Source organism: Wolbachia endosymbiont of Dirofilaria (Dirofilaria) immitis (assembly GCF_013365455.1).
Classification (GTDB): Bacteria; Pseudomonadota; Alphaproteobacteria; order Rickettsiales; family Anaplasmataceae; genus Wolbachia.
This window is the reverse complement of sequence record NZ_CP046578.1, coordinates 16,828-36,087: the sequence shown is the minus strand read 5'-3', so window position 1 is coordinate 36,087 and position 19,260 is coordinate 16,828. Positions and strand designations below refer to the sequence as shown.

15 protein-coding genes and 2 pseudogenes are annotated in these 19,260 nt (G+C 31.8%); 12 read left to right on the top strand and 5 right to left on the bottom strand.

Going from position 1 to position 19,260, the window contains the following annotated elements:
- The first annotated feature begins 838 nt into the window (after positions 1–838).
- From GOY12_RS00140 to plsY, 4 genes are all read left to right on the top strand, one after another.
- On the top strand, positions 839–1,531 hold the full coding sequence (locus GOY12_RS00140; RefSeq protein WP_175818088.1) for a phosphatidylserine decarboxylase: 693 nt from the start codon (positions 839–841) through the stop codon (positions 1,529–1,531).
- Positions 1,528–2,298 carry a CDP-alcohol phosphatidyltransferase family protein gene (locus tag GOY12_RS00135; RefSeq protein WP_175818087.1) on the top strand — a complete coding sequence of 257 codons (771 nt, stop codon included), beginning with the start codon at positions 1,528–1,530 and terminating at the stop codon, positions 2,296–2,298. Before GOY12_RS00140 ends, GOY12_RS00135 begins: the two co-directional genes overlap by 4 nt.
- Before the next feature lie 1,337 nt (positions 2,299–3,635).
- The gene (locus GOY12_RS00130; protein WP_175818086.1) at positions 3,636–5,105 is read left to right on the top strand and encodes an alanine/glycine:cation symporter family protein; all 1,470 of its coding nucleotides are present in this window, start codon (positions 3,636–3,638) and stop codon (positions 5,103–5,105) included.
- Positions 5,106–5,225: 120 nt separating this feature from the next.
- A complete protein-coding gene (plsY, locus tag GOY12_RS00125) occupies positions 5,226–5,798 on the top strand; it encodes a glycerol-3-phosphate 1-O-acyltransferase PlsY (protein WP_175818680.1) in 573 nt (190 codons plus the stop codon).
- Positions 5,799–6,255: 457 nt separating this feature from the next.
- Here the strand turns inward: plsY and GOY12_RS00120 are convergent, their stop codons facing one another.
- Together GOY12_RS00120 and uvrA are read right to left on the bottom strand one after the other, a co-directional pair.
- Positions 6,256–6,408 carry a hypothetical protein gene (locus tag GOY12_RS00120; protein ID WP_175818085.1) on the bottom strand — a complete coding sequence of 51 codons (153 nt, stop codon included), beginning with the start codon at positions 6,406–6,408 and terminating at the stop codon, positions 6,256–6,258.
- A gap of 530 nt (positions 6,409–6,938) precedes the next feature.
- Complete coding sequence (gene uvrA, locus GOY12_RS00115; protein WP_175818084.1) at positions 6,939–9,746, bottom strand: excinuclease ABC subunit UvrA; 2,808 nt, start codon at positions 9,744–9,746, stop codon at positions 6,939–6,941.
- A gap of 328 nt (positions 9,747–10,074) precedes the next feature.
- On the opposite strand from uvrA, the pseudogene ruvA reads away from it, so the two are divergent.
- From ruvA to GOY12_RS00100, 4 genes and pseudogenes are all read left to right on the top strand, one after another.
- A pseudogene (gene ruvA / locus GOY12_RS03670) lies at positions 10,075–10,517 on the top strand (Holliday junction branch migration protein RuvA); the annotation flags it as partial.
- Positions 10,518–10,521: 4 nt separating this feature from the next.
- A pseudogene (locus GOY12_RS00110) lies at positions 10,522–11,452 on the top strand (Holliday junction DNA helicase RuvB C-terminal domain-containing protein).
- Positions 11,453–11,522: 70 nt separating this feature from the next.
- Positions 11,523–12,542 carry a hypothetical protein gene (locus GOY12_RS00105; RefSeq protein WP_175818083.1) on the top strand — a complete coding sequence of 340 codons (1,020 nt, stop codon included), beginning with the start codon at positions 11,523–11,525 and terminating at the stop codon, positions 12,540–12,542.
- Between the two features lie 53 nt (positions 12,543–12,595).
- Positions 12,596–13,105, top strand: coding sequence for a DNA-3-methyladenine glycosylase (locus GOY12_RS00100; protein ID WP_175818082.1), 510 nt, complete (start codon positions 12,596–12,598; stop codon positions 13,103–13,105).
- Positions 13,106–13,151: 46 nt separating this feature from the next.
- Here the strand turns inward: GOY12_RS00100 and GOY12_RS00095 are convergent, their stop codons facing one another.
- The gene (locus GOY12_RS00095) at positions 13,152–14,024 is read right to left on the bottom strand and encodes a hypothetical protein (protein WP_175818081.1); all 873 of its coding nucleotides are present in this window, start codon (positions 14,022–14,024) and stop codon (positions 13,152–13,154) included.
- 120 nt (positions 14,025–14,144) lie between these two features.
- On the bottom strand, positions 14,145–14,516 hold the full coding sequence (locus GOY12_RS00090) for a glutaredoxin (RefSeq protein WP_175818080.1): 372 nt from the start codon (positions 14,514–14,516) through the stop codon (positions 14,145–14,147).
- 68 nt (positions 14,517–14,584) lie between these two features.
- Here GOY12_RS00090 and ribF point away from each other — a divergent pair, with 68 nt between their 5' ends.
- From ribF to GOY12_RS00070, 4 genes are read left to right on the top strand one after another with little or no spacing between them, the layout of a single operon-like run.
- A complete protein-coding gene (gene ribF, locus GOY12_RS00085) occupies positions 14,585–15,520 on the top strand; it encodes a riboflavin biosynthesis protein RibF (RefSeq protein WP_175818079.1) in 936 nt (311 codons plus the stop codon).
- A complete protein-coding gene (gene lspA, locus GOY12_RS00080) occupies positions 15,517–15,996 on the top strand; it encodes a signal peptidase II (protein ID WP_175818078.1) in 480 nt (159 codons plus the stop codon). The genes ribF and lspA overlap by 4 nt, the downstream gene beginning before the upstream one ends.
- Before the next feature lie 39 nt (positions 15,997–16,035).
- Entirely contained in the window at positions 16,036–17,376 is a 1,341-nt protein-coding gene (locus GOY12_RS00075; protein WP_175818077.1) for a M16 family metallopeptidase, read from the top strand.
- Entirely contained in the window at positions 17,363–18,673 is a 1,311-nt protein-coding gene (locus tag GOY12_RS00070) for a M16 family metallopeptidase (RefSeq protein WP_175818076.1), read from the top strand. Before GOY12_RS00075 ends, GOY12_RS00070 begins: the two co-directional genes overlap by 14 nt.
- Here GOY12_RS00070 and purN read toward each other — a convergent pair.
- Positions 18,670–19,242: a phosphoribosylglycinamide formyltransferase gene (gene purN, locus GOY12_RS00065; protein WP_175818075.1), complete on the bottom strand. Its 573-nt coding sequence runs from the start codon at positions 19,240–19,242 to the stop codon at positions 18,670–18,672. The genes GOY12_RS00070 and purN overlap by 4 nt on opposite strands.
- Positions 19,243–19,260: the final 18 nt, after the last annotated feature.

Sequence of the window (19,260 nt, the reverse complement as noted above, 5' to 3'; positions counted from 1 at the left end):
TTTTTTTGTGGTCTATGTAGTTAGTTTTACATATCAATACCCTTCCCAAACAGATGCTCATTTATATTTACATTTACTTTCCAACATAAACTTTAAACTACTGCCCGTCATTACTTCTTCAAACAGATATTATAGTTCGTTTTATGTAACTAAAACATCTCAACACTGCAAATATTACACTTAAACTCAGCATTCCTTCTATAACTTTTCCCACACTGTGCGGCTTGCATCATCTATCACATAACTAATTTTGCTTACACTTACCTTACATTACCTAGATCTTTCTCTAATTGTTTTTCTTTTTCCTTTCCTCGTCTTCTATATTAACCCTCTTAAAGAAGATTATATATGTTGAATACAAATTCAAATTTCATATCTACTCATATCTTTCTTTTACCCTTATAATCAAAGTTTCTACCTTAATTTTCGTTCTTTCACTCTGCCATTTTAGCTTTCTTTTTTTAATAAAAAACTCTTTTTTTTTATTCTACTGTTTCCATATCTGTCACGGTACTCACAGGATGTACATTTACTTACACCATTTACAAGCAGAAACCACCAACAAACCTACATATTTCATGCTTTTTGCTCTTGTTTATCTACATTTTCAAACCAAAAACCTCTGTTTACTCTAGACAACACCTTTCTAAAGTTTTACTCTCTACATCCTCCTTATTTTTCATCCTCAAAAGGATTACAATTTAGAATAACACTCTTATCAAAAAAACTACTTAACCTTTACATTGACCAAAAGGTTTTTTTGAGGTGGTTAAAAAAAACTTTTCATTAGAAGTGATAAATGATAAATTATTAACAATAGATTATTACTGATAAGGTTATGTGCTTTAGGTTACCTAATATAAATAGGGAAGGTTACTTGTTTATAGTAATTTCTTTTATAGTGACATGCATAGCATTCCCCTTATCTTGGAGATTTAGCATTACATGCTTACTTTTAACATTATTATGTACCTACTTCTTTCGTGACCCAGCAAGAGCTGTGCCAAGCAACAGGGGTCTAATACTAAGTCCCGCTGATGGCATAATCTCAAAAATTGAAGAAGTGAGTTACCCTTTATCAGTGGAAAATAAAGAGGAAAAAAAATTTACACTTATTAGCATATTCTTGAGCATCTTGAATGTGCATGTAAATCGCATACCAATATCTGGCACAATAAAAGAAATGCACTACAAAAAGGGTAAATTTGTCTCTGCAATGAGAAATAGGTCTAGCAATGAAAATGAAAAGCAAGTTATTGTAATTGAGTACGAAAAGGAAAAAGAAATTATTGTAGAGCAAATAGCAGGATTAGTTGCACGTCGTATTATTTGTAATCTAAAAGTTTTTCAAGACGTAAAAGCAGGTGAAAGGTTTGGAATTATAAGATTTGGCAGTAGAGTAAATATTTATGTCCCTGCTGATACAGAAATAAGAGTCTCAAAAAGACAAACTGTTGTCGGTGGTGAGACAATTATAGCAAACTTAAACAAGAAAAATACTCAAGAAAAGCTTACTTTCGATATTATATGAACAATTATAGTAATAACAGTAGGTTTCTGCCTGTTGCTAAATTATTTCCAAATTTTATAACTTTATTAGGTTTATGCTCTGGTCTTACTTCACTAAAGTTCACATTTAATGAACAGTGGGAGTTTGCAGTAACTTTTATTATCATTGCAGCAATTATAGATGGAATGGATGGCAAGATAGCCAGAATCTTAAAATTAACTAGTAATTTTGGAGCGCAACTTGATTCTTTTGCAGACTTTCTAAACTTTGGTGCAGCACCCGCATTTCTTTTATACTTTTGGAAATTAAAAGAAATTAAAGTTATAGGATGGATACTAGTGATGATATATGTAATCTGCATCTCGATAAGACTTGCAAGGTTCAATATATCATTAAATTTAGAGCAATTTAACTGGGAAAAATTTTTCTTCTCTGGAGTACCAGCACCGATATGTGCTCTACTTTCTCTGTTACCAATAATTGTTACCTTTCACTCTCAAGAAAGTGAACATTTACTTATTGTAGAGCAGTTTTTCAACATAAGAAACACAGCTTGTTACTTTTTTGCTATTTCATTTTTTTCAGTCAGCCACATTCCAACTTTTTCTGCAAAATACATTTATGTTCCTAGAAACTTATCTTACATATTTGTATCACTTTTTGGAGTATTCATTGTATTTTTTGTCAGCAAGCCATGGATCACTTTACCAATCTTAGGTATAGTATATACACTTACTATTCCAATAAGCACTGGATTATATATATATTATACGTATAAAGCTCGCTAGGTATAAATTATAATAAAAAGCAGTGAAGAAGCATTATTAAAAAATAAGTGAACTGTTGAATTCATTTCTATATATAAAGACATTTAAACACTTTATTTTAATTACTTAGGCAATTGCAACTAGAGTTTTCATGTCGTCTAACTTAAAGTTACTAACTTTAGCTTAGCCAAGATGGAATACAGCACTTTTCAACCTAAAATGTAATCCACAATGACAATACAATCATTTATATCTATGCATTTATAATATCAATCTCAGAAATAGTTGGCATCAGAACTGAGAACAATATTAAGAGTTGCAATTTCTAGACAATCATCACTGAAATGCTTAGCATAACATACTAGGTTCGCTAAAGCAGTGCTTACATCCACTTATCATTTTATCACTCTGAAAATTTAAAACTGGCAGAGTTTTTTTATCACATGAAATAAGCTCGAAAAAATTAGATCTACAGAAACTGGTAAATTACTTGCATTTACTGATGCAAGCATACTGCTTATTACAATGACTTCATACAATACAAGATTCTAAGTAAATGAATGCAGTATTATAAAAAACACCTCTTCGAAAGAAGATATCTTTTACCATATTTTGATACTTGTTTTAACTATAATATTAAAAAAATAAAATGAATTGCTTTTATTTAAACAGGTTTAGAACCCATTATAAGATAACGTAGCATACAGGTATGTTTATATATTTAACCCATATAGATAAGGATAATCTATCGAAATGCTTTATTTACAATACCATGAGATATCTCTAACAAATCAGCTATAATGAGATAAAGTACTAAGTGAATTAATGGCAGCATAAGAAGATCAGTATTTACAATAAAGCAGTAATCAGAATAGCCGCTTAGAACACATTTAGTTATGAAAGAAAAATGTCCAATTAAAGTTTCAAGCTTTACAACGATTGCACCACACTTGTAGACACAATATTACTCTCATTCTTAACTAGCATTGAATAATATCACTAGTATATATAGCGCCAATAGCCTAAATACAATATTGGTTAGCTCAGCATTTCTAATAGTTTTACCTTTGTTTTTAGTAAGCCAATTCCTCTACTAATGAGGTTTTTTTTGCATTTCCACAACAATAGCTTATTATTACTACCATAAAGGTGTACTTGCTTAGTAATAAAAAGTACCAATGTTGCCTTAAATTTTTACACTGGTTTCAGTGTATATCAAGAGATACAGAACTTATATCTTATTTAGGCAATAATTTGTTTATGTGCTTTATGATCCCAAATGCTATTGTAATATAGCTCCTAAGAAGGAAAGCCCTAAACACAATAGATTTTTGTTATAATTCTAAGAGGTATTAAACATGATTTACAGGTTACTATATATAGCACTACTATTTTGCCTATTATTTCATGATACATACGCTACTCCAGTTTTTTACAAGAGCTATGATGCTGTACTAGATGGAATAAATAACTTCATGAGTGAAATATTGTTTTTTAAAGTTTTCTATGTACCATTTATAATTTTCCTAGTGGCTTTTGGCTATGTGTTTCTAACACTGCGTTTTAAATTCCTTAACATAAGAATGTTTAAGCACGCATTTACTATTTTATGTGGAAAATATGATACAGATCACCATGATGGTCACATTACGCATTTTCAGGCATTTGTAACTGCACTCTCAAGTACTGTAGGTCTTGGAACTGTCGCTGGTGTTGCAATTGCAATTTCAACTGGAGGACCAGGAGCAGTGCCTTGGATGATGATCACAGGCCTTTTTGGTATGTCAGCAAAATTTGCTGAAGTAACCTTAGCATTCAGACACAGGACAGAAGGTCAGGAACAGTTATTTAGTGGCCCCTTTCAATATATTAAGAATGGATTAGAAGAATTTGGGTTTAAAAAACTTGGTATTGCCCTAGCTGCAGTATATGCATTATTCTTCATATTATCTGGTCTCGGCGGAAGTGTAGCATTTCAAACTAACCAAATGGTCTCAATACTGTCTGGCTACTCAAATTGGATAGATAGTAATCCATGGTTGCTCTCTTTTATAATTTCCGTGTTGCTTGCTTTAGTAATCATTGGTGGAATTAGAAGGATAGTCATAGTATCTTCTGCACTAGTACCAGTCATGTCGCTTATATACATTTTTAGCTGCATTACAATCATTGCATTTAATATCAGCAATCTTGGCAATGCATTTAAAATCCTATTTTCCAATATGATAGACTTCAACGCCGCTGGTGGAGGAGTAGTAGGAGCATTTGTTGCTGGAATCCAAAGGGCAATTTTTGCTAGTGAAGCAGGTATTGGCTCTGCCTCAATTACACATGCAGTGGCTAAAGATGAGGAACCAGTTAGAACTGGACTGGTTGCAATGATAGAACCATGCTTTGATACAATGTTAATTTGTTGTTTAACAGGAATAACAATAGTAATAACAGATGTATATCAAACCGGCGTTGGTGAGGGAATACTAATTACTCAAAGAGCATTTGAAACAGTTTCTTCTTGGTTTCCTATACTTCTAACTACAGCCGCACCTTTATTTGCGTTTTCTTCAGTAATTTCATTTGTATACTGCTGTGAAATGGGATGGCTATATTTGTTTGGCACAAAAAGCATAGTAATATACCGTATAGCAGTAATAATTGTAGCATTTTTCTCTGGACTTTCTAAAGATATAATGACCATTGCTAACATTGGTGGAACTTTATTCTCTTGTTTAGCTCTTATTAATATGATAGCACTTATACTATTTAGTAATCAGATTAACAATGAAGTCCAACACTATTTAAAGAGACTAAGGGATAACAAAATTAATTAGGTTCTTAGTGCACAGCTATATAATAACATAAGTTAATATTCCAGTACTTGATATTTAAATCTATCGTTTTTCTAAGATTTAGCACTATATGTACAAGATAGTACCAAAAATGTGAGCGTGATTGAAAAGTATATAATTCTTATATTATCATACATATTGGGTTCAATACCATTTAGTTCAATCATTACAAGGATAAAAGGAATAAATTTAAGAGAAATAGGTTCCGGAAATATTGGTGCTACAAATGTTGCAAGAACAGGAAATAAAAAACTTGCTGCTCTAGCATTATTTCTAGATTCCTTAAAAGGATTTATTGCAGTTTACGTAACACAGCAATTTTCTGATAGTGATACATATATCTCTGCAATATTAGTAGTTCTAGGACATATGTTTCCTATTTGGCTAAAATTTAATGGAGGAAAGGGAGTTGCAACAACTTTAGGAATTCTGATAGCACTTAATACCTATGTGACATTAGTGTTTACATTTATTTGGCTAGCAGCATTTTCTACCTTTCGATATTCTTCTCTTGCTTCTTTAATTTCTACTACAACAGCTGTTATAGCAGCTCTCTTTTTCCAAAGAGAGTTATTTTTTGCACTATTAACTATAGCAATATTAATTTTTTTAAAGCACCATAAAAATATTGTAAATCTTCTGCAAAATAAGGAATACAAGTTTTATAAATGGTAACATCTGTAATTAACATAGAAAAGCTTATGTGATACAAAATAGGTTAAAATAATACAACAAGCACTAAAGACCTAAATCCAAGATTAGAAAAGAGTAGAAAATCTAGACCGTATAGATAAAATTTAGGAAGCTAAACAAGAGCTCAATAACACTAAAAAAACCTGGAAAAACGTATCCGAATGTTACCAAAAAAAATACTTAATTAGATGATGTTCTTTATAGATATACTTGCCACAATACTTCTATATTTTTTAGCAGGTTACAAAATAATAACTATACATACCCTTTGCCTTAAGACTTATAACAAAAATATTTCTATTGTAGCTCTTGCCAGTTGCTACATAGTAGAGTTATAGATATTTCTAGTCAATAATCAATGTAGGTACCTGAGTTTCTTTCAGAAATTAGGATAAACTTAAATGAGTTTTTTGCTACCAGCCTAACTACAAATGTAATTTTATATTTCTTGTACTATTCCACTTCCTCTTAAAATAAGCTTAAAGAAATTATGTTTCATAGAAGTAATAAGACCACCAAATACTTTTGCAAACTTTACAGGTAAATTGTCCTCACTTTTCTCAAGGCTTTTGACTGCAGACTTACGAAACACTTTATTCTTTTAAAAAAAGCTTTTATTTAAACTTGATCTATTTTTTAACTTACTAAACTTTACTTTGTTTTATTACCAATCTTCACCTTTATTTTTTTATCATTTCCCATATTTTAGTAGTGAAAAATATCTTAACACCACCTTACACAAGACACCTATATAATTCCTTTTTTCCTTCTCATTTTTAATTCTTACTACACCTTTCCCTATTTAAAAAGCAGACTAACTCTCATATTTGAACTCCTAATCTCCTCATTGTCCAAAATTTTATAGGTTTAATAGTACTATTTTTAGATATTTTACATAAAAAACACACATCGTTTATTTCTACTCTCTTTAACTTCACTCTTGAGTTTACCTTCAACTTATAATACTACACAATGCGCTATACTTCTTAGCTCTTCTCCTTTATCCTAACAGAGTTTATCAAGTTTGCTTTAACAATCAAAGTTATAACGTTCATTTATAAGCTCAGCATCACAAAGAAAAACCCTTAACTAATCCATATTTGTGATCTCTTCTATAATAATTTATACCGTTGACAAGTATGATTTAAGATATTTACCTGTAATACTCTCTGGTATATCTATTATACTTTCTGGAGTGCCTTTAGCAACCACTTCCCCGCCTTTTACTCCACCCTCTGGTCCGATGTCTACTATATAATCTGCATTTTTTATAACATGTAAATTATGCTCGATAACTATAACAGTGTTTTTTAAATCAACCAATTTATGAAGCACTTTCAGTAAGTTATTTACATCTTCAAAGTGTAGTCCAATTGTTGGCTCATCAAGAATATATAATGTCCTACCAGTAAATCGTTTAGATAGCTCTTTAGATAGCTTTATCCGCTGTGCTTCTCCCCCAGACAACGTTGTCGATGACTGTCCAAGTTTTACATATCCAAGCCCTACTTCCTGCAAAGAAACCAATTTTTCTTTTATCATTGGAAGGTTTTCAAAAAAATCACAGGCTTGATCTATAGTCATATCAAGCACATCAAAAATTGACTTACCTTTATAAGTGACCTCTAATGTCTCCCGATTATATCGCTGACCTTTACACTGTTCACATTTCACATAAACATCTGGTAGAAAATGCATTTCTATTTTTAGATGTCCATCACCTTTGCATGCTTCGCACCTTCCTCCCTTAGCATTAAATGAAAATCGGTTTATGCTATAACCCCGTGCTTTTGATTCCGGAAGCCCTGCAAACCAATTTCTTATATGAGTAAAGACACCTACATATGTTGCTGGATTTGATGTGGGAGTCTTACCAATTGGTGACTGGTCGACTTCTATAACTTTATCTATATACTCAAGGCCTTCTATTTTATCACACCTACCATGCTTTACAGATGAATGATATATTTTATATGCTGAATATTTATATAGTGTTTCTATAACTAAACTCGATTTCCCTCCCCCTGATATTCCAGTAACACAAATAAAATTTCCTATAGGAAACTCAACGCTTATATTCTTTAAATTATTCTCACACGCGTTAATTACTTTAATAAACTGAGTTGTTTGTTTTCTTCTCTTTGGAATTAAAATTTTTCTCCTTCCACTTAAATATTGCCCTGTTATACTCTTTGAGCTCTTCTGCAGATGATCTGGTGTTCCTTCTGCAATGATTCTTCCTCCATTTATACCAGCTCCATAACCAATATCAATTACATAATCAGCAGCCATTATTGTATCTTCATCATGTTCAACAACAATTACAGTATTACCTATATCTCTTAAGTTTTTGAGTGTGGTAATTAATCGATAATTATCATATTGATGAAGACCTACTGAAGGCTCATCAAGCACATACAGTACTCCTGTTAAACCAGAACCTATTTGCGAAGCAAGCCTAATTCTCTGGCTCTCGCCACTAGATAGAGTACTAGACTCACGGTCAAGTGTAAGATAATTCAACCCTACATTTCTCAAAAAGATCAGCCTCTTAACCACTTCATTTAATATCTTAATTGAGATTTGCTTCTGTTGTTCTGTAAGTTTACTCGGCAAATTTTCAAACCATTTAAGAGATTCATCAATACTAAACCTAGATATTTCACCTATGTGCTTTTCATCAATTTTTACCGTAAGTGCTTCTTTTCTCAATCTATAACCAGTACATTCCTTACAGTAAGCAATAGAGCAATATCGCTCAATAAGTGTTTTATCATAATCTATCTGACATTCTAGAATATTGACCAAACCTTGAAATCCCATTTCTCTAGAACCAAAAAGTATTACATCCTTCACTTTTTGATCTATATTCTTCCATGAGACATCAAGACTAAATTTATAATTTTCAGCTAGTAACAGGATTGCATCCTTTAGAAATCCATAATTTTTGTGTGTTTGATAGAATATTGGCCCCAATGGCCTTAAAGCGCCTTTAGATATTGAAAGCGTTTCATCCGGCACTATTAGCTTTATATCAACACTTAGCTTCTTACCAAGTCCATTACATAACCCACACGCCCCATAGGGGCTATTAAAAGAAAAGAACCCTGGCTCTATTTCTCTAAGAGTGAAACCGGACTCCGGACATGTAAAATTCTCCGAAAAGGTTAGTATATGACCATTTTTATACTCGGAATCACGATCATTAGGTAAGTCTATTATTTCTACATATATTAACCCATGACCAAGTCTTAATGCCGATTCTATACTACTTGGCAATCTATTTCCTATATCATCTGATATTGATACCTTATCTATAATCACAAAGATATCATGCCTTTTACTTTTATCAAGCTTGGGTAGGTCACTTATATCATGCATTCTACCATCTATTTTTAGTCTTACATAACCTTGCCTTCTAATTTCCAATATCTCTTTGAGATGTTCCCCCTTTCTATCACGTACAATGGGAGCAAGAATATATACTTTAGTTTCTAAAGGTAACGCCATTATAGCATCTACAATTTGAGATATAGTTTGTTTCCTTATTGGTAGTCCAGTTACAGGTGAGTAAGGAACCCCTATTCGGGCATACATTAAGCGTAGATAATCATAAATTTCAGTAACAGTTCCAACTGTTGATCTTGGACTTTTTGAGATCGATTTCTGGTTAATGGATATTGTTGGGGAGAGACCCGTAATTGATTCAACATCTGGTTTATCCTCGATGTTAAGAAATTGGCGCGCATAGGTTGATAAGCTCTCAACGTACCGACGTTGACCTTCTGCATAAATCGTGTCAAACGCAAGACTAGATTTACCAGAACCACTCAGTCCAGTGATAACAACTAGATTATTTTTTGGTATATCAACATCTACACCTTGCAGATTATGTTCTCTTGCACCCTTAATTCTGATGAAATCTTCCATACACCACACACTTTCGACTATCATAGTTAAAATACATGAGTTTACAGTAACTTTCTACAAATTCCTCATTATTATGGGATAATAACATAAACACAGACTCATAAGAAGGAAATCACATAAGTAACTAACTAGCATCCAGATCTCTCTAGCTACAAATAAAAAAACACTTGACAAACTTTTCCAATCCTCTTATCATGAAAGTAAGGATGTTTAATTACCTTCAACCTGTACAGGTCAAAGTGACAGAGAGGGTGCTACATAGTTGATGTCTTGTGTTTAATTGTGTCACGTGGCTTTCTAGTTTTTCTAAGTAAGAGGCAAACTCTAAAGCAAAGTTAAGCTTTTTATTAAAATCTACGCAAATAAATATTACTCAACTATACGGCTCTACAAGCAAAAAAGGGTAGCAGTGCTTACAACTAGTTAAAGTGAGTGGTGTTAGCTATAGAATCCGCAATATGTTAATTTTGAAGTAAACTAACTCCAGAGCAGCTGTTCTTAGCAATTATGAGTGAGAATAAAGTTACAATAAGTGGACTTGGTTTAAAATTCATAAATCTAATTATCACTGAACTAAGTAGCAAAGTGAATAAACTGGAAATAAATAACTAAATAATAGAAACTTTTATCTAATTAAAGAAGCTGCTGTATCAGCTTTAATCAATCTTTGGTAAAAATGAAAGTCTACTATACAGTAAAATACGAAACAAATCGCCAAACTCAGATACCAAAGAGATTATTCGTATAGCACTTAAGGAATTTTCAATATAATATTATGAAATCGATACCATATGGTAAAGAATATACTCAAAATGTACACAATTTAAATATTAGGCCTGAACGGCTTGATGACTTTATTGAATAAAAAGACTGAATACACAAATTTAAGAGTACTTACAAACGCTGAACAGACAAAAACTGAAGCTTTAATCACATTCTGTTACTCTGGTTAGCCAGAGGGTTGGAAAAATAATTTTAGTACAAATTGTTTCTAAAAAATCAAGAGTTGGTTTTCGTGCAATCTCTGATCCTTTACCTAATAAAACTAGAAATCTAGCTGCAGCGTTCACTACTTTAAATGTAGAAGATGTGTTCTATCTACCAGCAAAGTCTATAGACCAAACCATAGCATTGAAGAAGTTCATTCACTTGCACTTGAGGATAGAACCACCACCTTTACGTTGACCGGAACAACAACATGACTTGACTACTTCCCACCTTGTTAAGTAATCGTTTTAGCATCCCTTTACACCTTGAGCTTTCTTCCTTCGAATAGCTGACTAAAACTATAAAAAGATGCACAAAATTTTTTCTGCTGAAATCAGGAAAGATATAATACAAAGAAATTGCTTGCTGTACACATGATACTCCAAGAATTGCTTCAAGATTACTCAAAAAAACAAGGAATTTTGTTAAAACAGAAAACGATAAAAAAATTATCCATGAAATTGCTGACTCCGCACTATCAAAATTGGGCATAAATAAAATGAAACTAAATAAATTAGATATTAGCTAATATCTAATTTATTTAGTACCTCAGGACCTATTGGAGAATTGACACTATATTCATCACACTATCTAAGGATAGCGATAATATTAAAGAAACAGTGGAGTCTTATCTTACAAAAATCAATTTCATAAAGCACATACCAAGGGGACGCGTTTTAACTAATCAAGCAGAAAAACATTTGAGCCTTCAATACTAACAGCTTCAATATTGACTAACTGATATAATGCTTTTATACTAGTTATATATCAATACTAATGGAGGAGTATATGTTAGACAAGATTAGAAAACTTTGGAAAGCTATCTGTTCCACAATTAAGGGAAAAGTTGAAAGTCCCTATGCACTTATGGTGGAAGAATCTTCTTCCAATAAGACAGCCTTAAAAGCGAACAAAAAAAAGCAAGAAGAGTATCTTACCTCCCTGAACAATAAAAGGGTAAGTGGTGATAATTCCGATATAACTGTAAAAGAAGAATTTCCTAGTGACTTGAGCACTCAGAATACATCTGAATTAACACTAGATAAAAGTGAGCGTAGTATTATTCTTGATAATGATGAAGCATGGAATAAGTTCTTTTTATTGCAGAACAACCTTTCTACTAATATCACAAATCAAAAGCCCTTTGCTCGTGGTAAAAATAAATATAATGGCAGAGATATTACAGGTAAAATAGCTGAACAAATCAAAAGAGAGATATCTAAAAGTATAGCAAACAACACTATAGGATCTATAAGGCTCAAAGAAGCCAAAAGGGAAAACAATCTTGTTTATCCTTCCATAAGAGTTACATTGAATGATAGTGAAAAAGAAGTAAATGTAACTAAACTTCTAAGTGGTAATATATGTAAAAAATATAACGTAAAAACAATCACATTCTGCTACCCTAACCAAAAAAAAACAAGAGGAGCATGTTGCTACATTAATGATAGTGGAAAAAGAGTTTATGAGGTGATCAATGGATCATATCAAATGACTATAAAATGGTATGCTGGAGAAAAAGAATGTAATATTAAAATTAACATCAACGATGATGGTTCTATAAGGCTTATCAAGAGCAATAGTATCACTGAAGAACAATTACGTGCAAATAAAGAGGTAAAAGTAGGCAAGAAATGTGAAGCAAAATTCCTATATGAAGCATTAGCATCACAATTGCCACAACTACAACAAAAAAGTTCTGAATTAGTCAAAATTTTGCATCACCCTTCAACAAACGTAACAGGTGTAGACAAACCGCAAGAACATCAAGCTCCTGTTTCTCAGAGATGTATATATCCTCTTAACTAAATAAGAAAAACAGTATAAGTTGCTTGCATTTGCAAGCAACTTATACTGTTACAATGAATAATATAATACTACCAAGAAATTTTTATGAGCAGCCAACTTTAATTGTAGCTGGAGAGTTATTAGGAAAAACACTAAAGTTTTCTAGCTTTAGTGGGATAATAACTGAAGTTGAAGCCTATATAGGAATAGATGACCCAGCTTGTCATGCAGCACGAGGCTACACTAACCGAACTTCAGTAATGTTTGGCATGCCAGGGTTTTCGTATGTATATTTCACATATGGAATGCATTACTGTTTAAACATTGTAACAGAGACAGAAGGATTTCCAGCCGCAGTGTTAATACGAGGATTGAAGCTCATTGAACCGCCTGAGGTAAACTTAAACGGGCCAGGAATACTATGCAAAAGATTAAATATTACAAAAGAACATAATAACCAAGATCTCACTATAAGCCATGAATTTTGTGTTTATGAGTCTCATCTTAAACCAAATTATATCTGTACCCCAAGAATTGGAATTAGTAAAGGTAAAGAGAAATTCTGGCGATTTAAGGCTTTCTAATTTTAGAGCTATTTCCGTGCCATAACAAAAATAATATTAAAGTAACTTAGTGGAACTTAACAAGTTTATCTATAGTTTTAGTAATAATTCTTGGAGTATCAGGAGAAACCTCTAAGCTCAACTTATTTAGTTGCTCTACAGTAAATTCACTATTCTCATTTATTACAAAATTATACAAAATGTTTTCTATGTCTTTAGTAATGTTTTTATATCTTTTTAAAGGATGATTGTGTGGGTATCTATTTATGGCTTTTATACTAGAATATTCAACGAAAGCTTGATCCTTAAAAGCAAGTTGTTTCAGTCTCTCTTTGAGCTTTACTTCTTCCTCTTGTGCTAAAAAGCAAGACTTTATCAGTGATCTTACAATTGAATTTATGACCTGATGTATTTTGGAATGTACTACTACACTAATAGTATTCTCTCCCACTACACAATCATACATATTTTTCTCACTCTTTAATAACTCTATGAACATTTTGCTATTTTGTGAATTCAACTTTAAATTCTCCTCATTCATAGGAGTTATTATAAAGATGTTTTTATTTACCCTGATGTTAAATCGTGGAGAATTTTTAAAAAGGGAAAATGCTACATCCTTAGCTTCAAGTTTACTATTGTATGCAGAAAAGAGAGTGTATGCTACAACACTGTTCGGCAGCTCTACTCCATGTTTACTCAAGTGATTTAATATATTTTCAACGTCATGATACATAAAACCTGAACTTTTTAGCAAATTAACAACCTCTATACTATTATATTGCTTATATTCTATTCTCACTTCTTCTGTAAAAAGTGTTCTTGCTGCTATGTGTTTATTAAGCACTGTGAAAATCTTAATGAAATTTTCTAAATCTTGCTTATTAACTAGTTCAACACTAATTAAATTCTTGTTAACAATTAAAACATTCCTTCTCATTTTTTTGCTCACTAAAAAAAATTACTAAATAAATTGTATTTTAATCTATTAAAAATAGCTTAAGCGAGCACACCAACTTTCCATTCGTGTACTGAACGACAATGAAAATGAGATAAGAAATTACATAAAACTATCATCTGGTGGTATAACATATTCTTCACATTCATAACTGCTACTTGTATAGGTTATGACATCAATATGATCTTCATTATTATTTAACATATCATCTAATTTCCCTTCTTTTTCAAGATTCATCAATTCGTCACATCCAGCAATATGGTGCATACAATTGCCATTTTTATCATTAATAAAGATTTGTGGAACCGTTTTAACATTATATTTTGATTTTATATCATCAAACAAATCTGAATTCTTGAGTACATCAATCTCTTCATACTCTACCCCTTTTTTGTCCAGTAACTCTTTTGCTTTCTCACAAAATGGACAGTATTGCCTTACGTATATTATAACCTTTCCTTTAGTATTTTTCACGATTTACCTCCGTAGTTTATAAAATATAGCTATTATATATAAGAAATATTTATAAAACATCAAATTATATGAAAGTTATTTATGACTTTGAGCAAGAGATAAAGAGCAGCGTAGCATTAGCTTTTGGAAATTTCGATGGTGTGCATTTAGGACATAAGTTTGCAATTTCTTCTCTAAAAAAGACAGCTCAGGAAAGAAAATTACCCTCTGCAATTTTAACTTTTGAGCCTCACCCATCAACTGTCCTATTTAACAAAAATAATTTTAGATTAATAAGCCAAGAACAGAAAAAAGAGCTAATCAGCAACTACAATATAGATTACTTATATATTATCAACTTTAATAAAGGCTTTGCTCAAGTAAGTTTCAACGACTTCATTAGCAAGATTTTAATAGATAGATACAGTGCAAAACACATAGTTGTTGGGGAAAGTTGCACTTTTGGTTATAACCGATTAGGTAATATATTAATTTTAAAAAAACGTTCTAAAACATACGGGTACTCTTTAGCTAAATTGGAACCATTAATGATTAACGGAAAAGTTTGTTCTTCTTCTTTAATCAGAGAACATATACAAAAAGGCGAAATAGAAACTGCTAATAAGTTACTTGGCAGACCTTATCAAGTTTCTGGTATTGTAGCAGAAGGTGCACACAGAGGTAGGAAAATAGGATTTCCAACTATAAACATTGCGATAGAAGATTGCATGATAAAACCCAAATTTGGTACATATTATGCTAAAGTAGCATTTTCTGACATCAATCCACCAAATTGGCTATATGGGGTGGTCAACATTGGTATGAGGCCTACGTTTAAGGACTTAAGAAAGCCCATAATAGAAATGCATATATTTGACTTTAATGGAGACATATATGATTGTAAGGTCAACATACAACTTTTAAAATTTATTAGGTCAGAAAAAAGATTTCATAGTATTGATGAATTAACAAAACAAATAAGTCATGATATACTTAAAGCCTATCAGTTGAGAGCAAACTTATGAAAAAATTATGCTTAATTGCCATACTAATCATGGTATCAGCTGATCAGATTAGCAAACTGTACACAAATTCATTGATTAATAAGGGAGAGTCAATTGAAGTTTCTAGCTTTATAAAACTAGTTGAAGTATGGAATACAGGGATTAGTTTTGGAATGTTTAGCACTTTACCGCATAGTAACCTTTTTTTTTCAACATTTTCAATAATAATAATTAGTATACTTATATATTTGATACATAAGTCTAATGATAAACTAACTTATTTCAGTTTTTCCCTTATGGTTGGTGGAGCAATTGGAAATGTAGCTGATAGGATCTATTGGGGAGCTGTATATGATTTTATATATTTTCATACTGGCAATTGGTACTGGCCAGCTTTTAACTTAGCAGATATATATATAGCTTGTGGAATGTTTATATTGCTATATAGATGGTACATACATGATAAGCTTATTCCAAAGCAGAATAAAGAAAGGTAAAGTTATAGTTTTAGGTTCAACTATATTAGGCTTAGAGTAATGCTTCACAAATTTTTTAACTTCTTTATGTCATCTATATTTTTTTTTACTTGTTTAATCCCTTTGAAAACTACAAGTACAGAATATAATATAAAGTATGCTAGACTTAATAATAAATTAGATATCTATGTCATATCTCATCACCGAATTCCAGCTGTTTTACATGCAGTAATATATAAAGTTGGAGGAATGGATGATCCGATTGGCAAAGCAGGGTTGGCTCACTATCTTGAACATTTAATGTTTGAAACTACAGGAAAATTTAAAGACATAAAATCAATTATGGGCAGCATTGGAGCACAATTCAATGCATTTACTACTAGGGAATATACCTGTTACTACGAATTAGCTCTCAAAAAAGACTTACCATTAGTAATGGAAGTTGAAGCAGATAGAATGGGTAATTTTAATGTTACTCAAGACAAAATAGATAGAGAAAAAAATATTGTGTTAGAAGAAAGGAAGATGAGATTCGATAACCATCCTAATAATCTACTATGGGAAGAAATGAACAGTGCATTTTATCGTACTGGCTATGGAAGATCTGTCATTGGTTGGGAAAGTGATATTAAAACTTACAATCAAGATGACATAATAAGATTTCATAACAACTATTATCAACCAAATAATGCAATACTGATAGTTATTGGGGATGTAGAATTCAATGAAGTAGTAAGATTAGCAGAAGAAAAATATGGGAAAATTAAAGCTAAGCCTGTAATTAGACATTACCCGAATCAAGATCCAACACACAATGCAAATTTATCAGTAACTTTAAAAAGCACTGAAGTAAAAGAACCTGTTTTATATTTCCGCTACCGTGTTCCTCTATTTAAGCACACAGATGAAACCTTTGCTGTTGATTTAGCAGTCAACATTTTAGGGGGTGGTAAGTCTAGCAAGCTATATGAAGACCTAGTTCTAGATAAAGGTATCGCAGTTTCAGCAAATGCATACTATAATAGTTTAGCTCTTAGTGATGGCTATATTGATATTGAAATAGTTCCAAAAAGCGGGATGAAGTTAGATATTATTGAAAGAGAACTAGATAATGCTATCAACAATTTCACTTCTGAAGGAATAACAAGTGAGGAGTTACAAAGTGCAAAGTTTAAATACAAAACGGAACAACTTGATAAGCTATCTGACTTAACTAACATAGCAATATTTTATATACCACGTCTAGCACTTGGTATTCCACTCAATGAAATAGATATTTCATATAACAAGATTAACGACGTTGATTTAGACAACGTAAATAGTAAAATTCGTACTATCTTTTCTACTGATAAGTTAATCGGTCGTTTGTTACCAAAAGGTGGTAATAATGAAAACAAGTAAACTTATATTTCTACTTTTTTTCTTTTTAGGCTCTAACTTACAAGCAAGTAGCAGCCTCAACATAGAAGAGGTTACTACTTATAAAGGACTTAAGTTTTTATTTGTTAAAAATTATGATCTACCAAAGGTTTCATTAAATATATCATTTAAAGATGCAGGCTATGCATATGAGAATATAGAAAAACAGGGACTCACTTGGTTTACTTCTCTCGTGATTCAAGAAGGAGCAGGAAAAAATGACTCCAAAAGTTTTGCAAAAAAGCTTGAAAATAAAGGAATAAGTCTAAGCTTTAGCACTAGTCTAGAAGCATTTAGAGTTTCATTAAATACCTTATCTGAAAATTTAGAAGACGCAATCTCGCTACTAAGCGACGCTATAATGCGTCCTAAAGTTAATCCTGAAGGGTTAAATAGAATTTTTGAAAAAGCTAAAGTTAATTTTAATAACCTAGAAAAAAACCCTTATTTTATCGCTACTAAGAAATTAAATATGCTGCTGTTTAAAAAGCACCCTTACTCAAACAGCGAATACGGAACTTTTGACACTATAATGAGCATTACCAGAGACGATGTCCTAACATACATAAAACATAATTTCGCAAGAGACAACATAGTTATTAGTGTTGTTGGTTGTACAACAAAAGAAGAAATTAGCATATTATTAGATAAATATTTATCTAAGCTACCACCAAAAAGATCAAAAGTTAGAAAAATACCTATAAAAAATGATTTTGGACCTGCAAAAAGTAAGATCATTTTTATAAATATACCACAGAGTATAATACTTTTCGCTCAAAAAGGCATAACTTATGAAGATCCTAATTATCATAACGCTGTTGTCTTAATTAATGCTCTTGGCGGCATGGAGTTGAATTCAGTAATGATGAAAAAGTTAAGGCAAAACCTAGGTATTACCTACAGTATTAACATGAGCATTATTTCCAATAAACATGGAAATACTATAATTGGATTTATGAGTACTGATAACTCTACTGCTAACAAAGCTATATCAACAGTGAAAAACACACTGAGCAGGGTAAAAAAAGAAGGAATTAATGAGCAATTATTCAAGGATGTAAAAAACAGCCTAATAAATAACCTAGTCTTTTCCCTATCCAATAATACAAATACAGCAATGTTGCTCAATGACATGCAAATAAATAATAGAGATGTCAATCACATAAACAATTATGCAAATATCATTAATAATATTAAATTAGAAGAAGTAAACAAGTTAGCAAGCTCTTTGCTGGATCCTGAAAATTTGTTTTTTGTTAAAGTTGGAAGAAGTATCTAAGATGAATGATTAATATTTTCCGCTATTAACCTCACTGCTTCCACGTAACACTTATGCTCTTCAATTAGAATGCGTTCTGAAAGACTTTGAATATCGTCATTCGGCAACACTGGTACAGCAGTTTGGGCTATTATAGTTCCAGCATCAACCTCAGGAGTAACATAATGTACAGTACAACCTGTAATTTTGACACCTGCCTTTAGAGCTTGCTCTTGAGCACTTAAACCTTTAAAAGACGGAAGCAAAGAAGGATGAATATTTACAACCTTGTTATGCCATTTAGCTAGAAAGTCTGGTTTTAGAATCCTCATAAACCCTGCAAGGCAAACTAAATGAACTTTATGTTGCACAAGTATTTCATGAATTTTATCAGCATCAAGTGGATTATTCTCAACAACAAATGCTGAGATTTCTGCTTGCTTTGCTATCTTTAAGCCAGCTGCCTTATTATCATTTGTGATAACACATACAACTTCTGCAGGAAAATCATGATCTTGGCCTGCCTTTATCAGGGCCTGCATGTTTGACCCCCTACCTGAAATCAGTACTCCGAGCTTTATCTTCCTCACTGCAATACAGTCAATTTA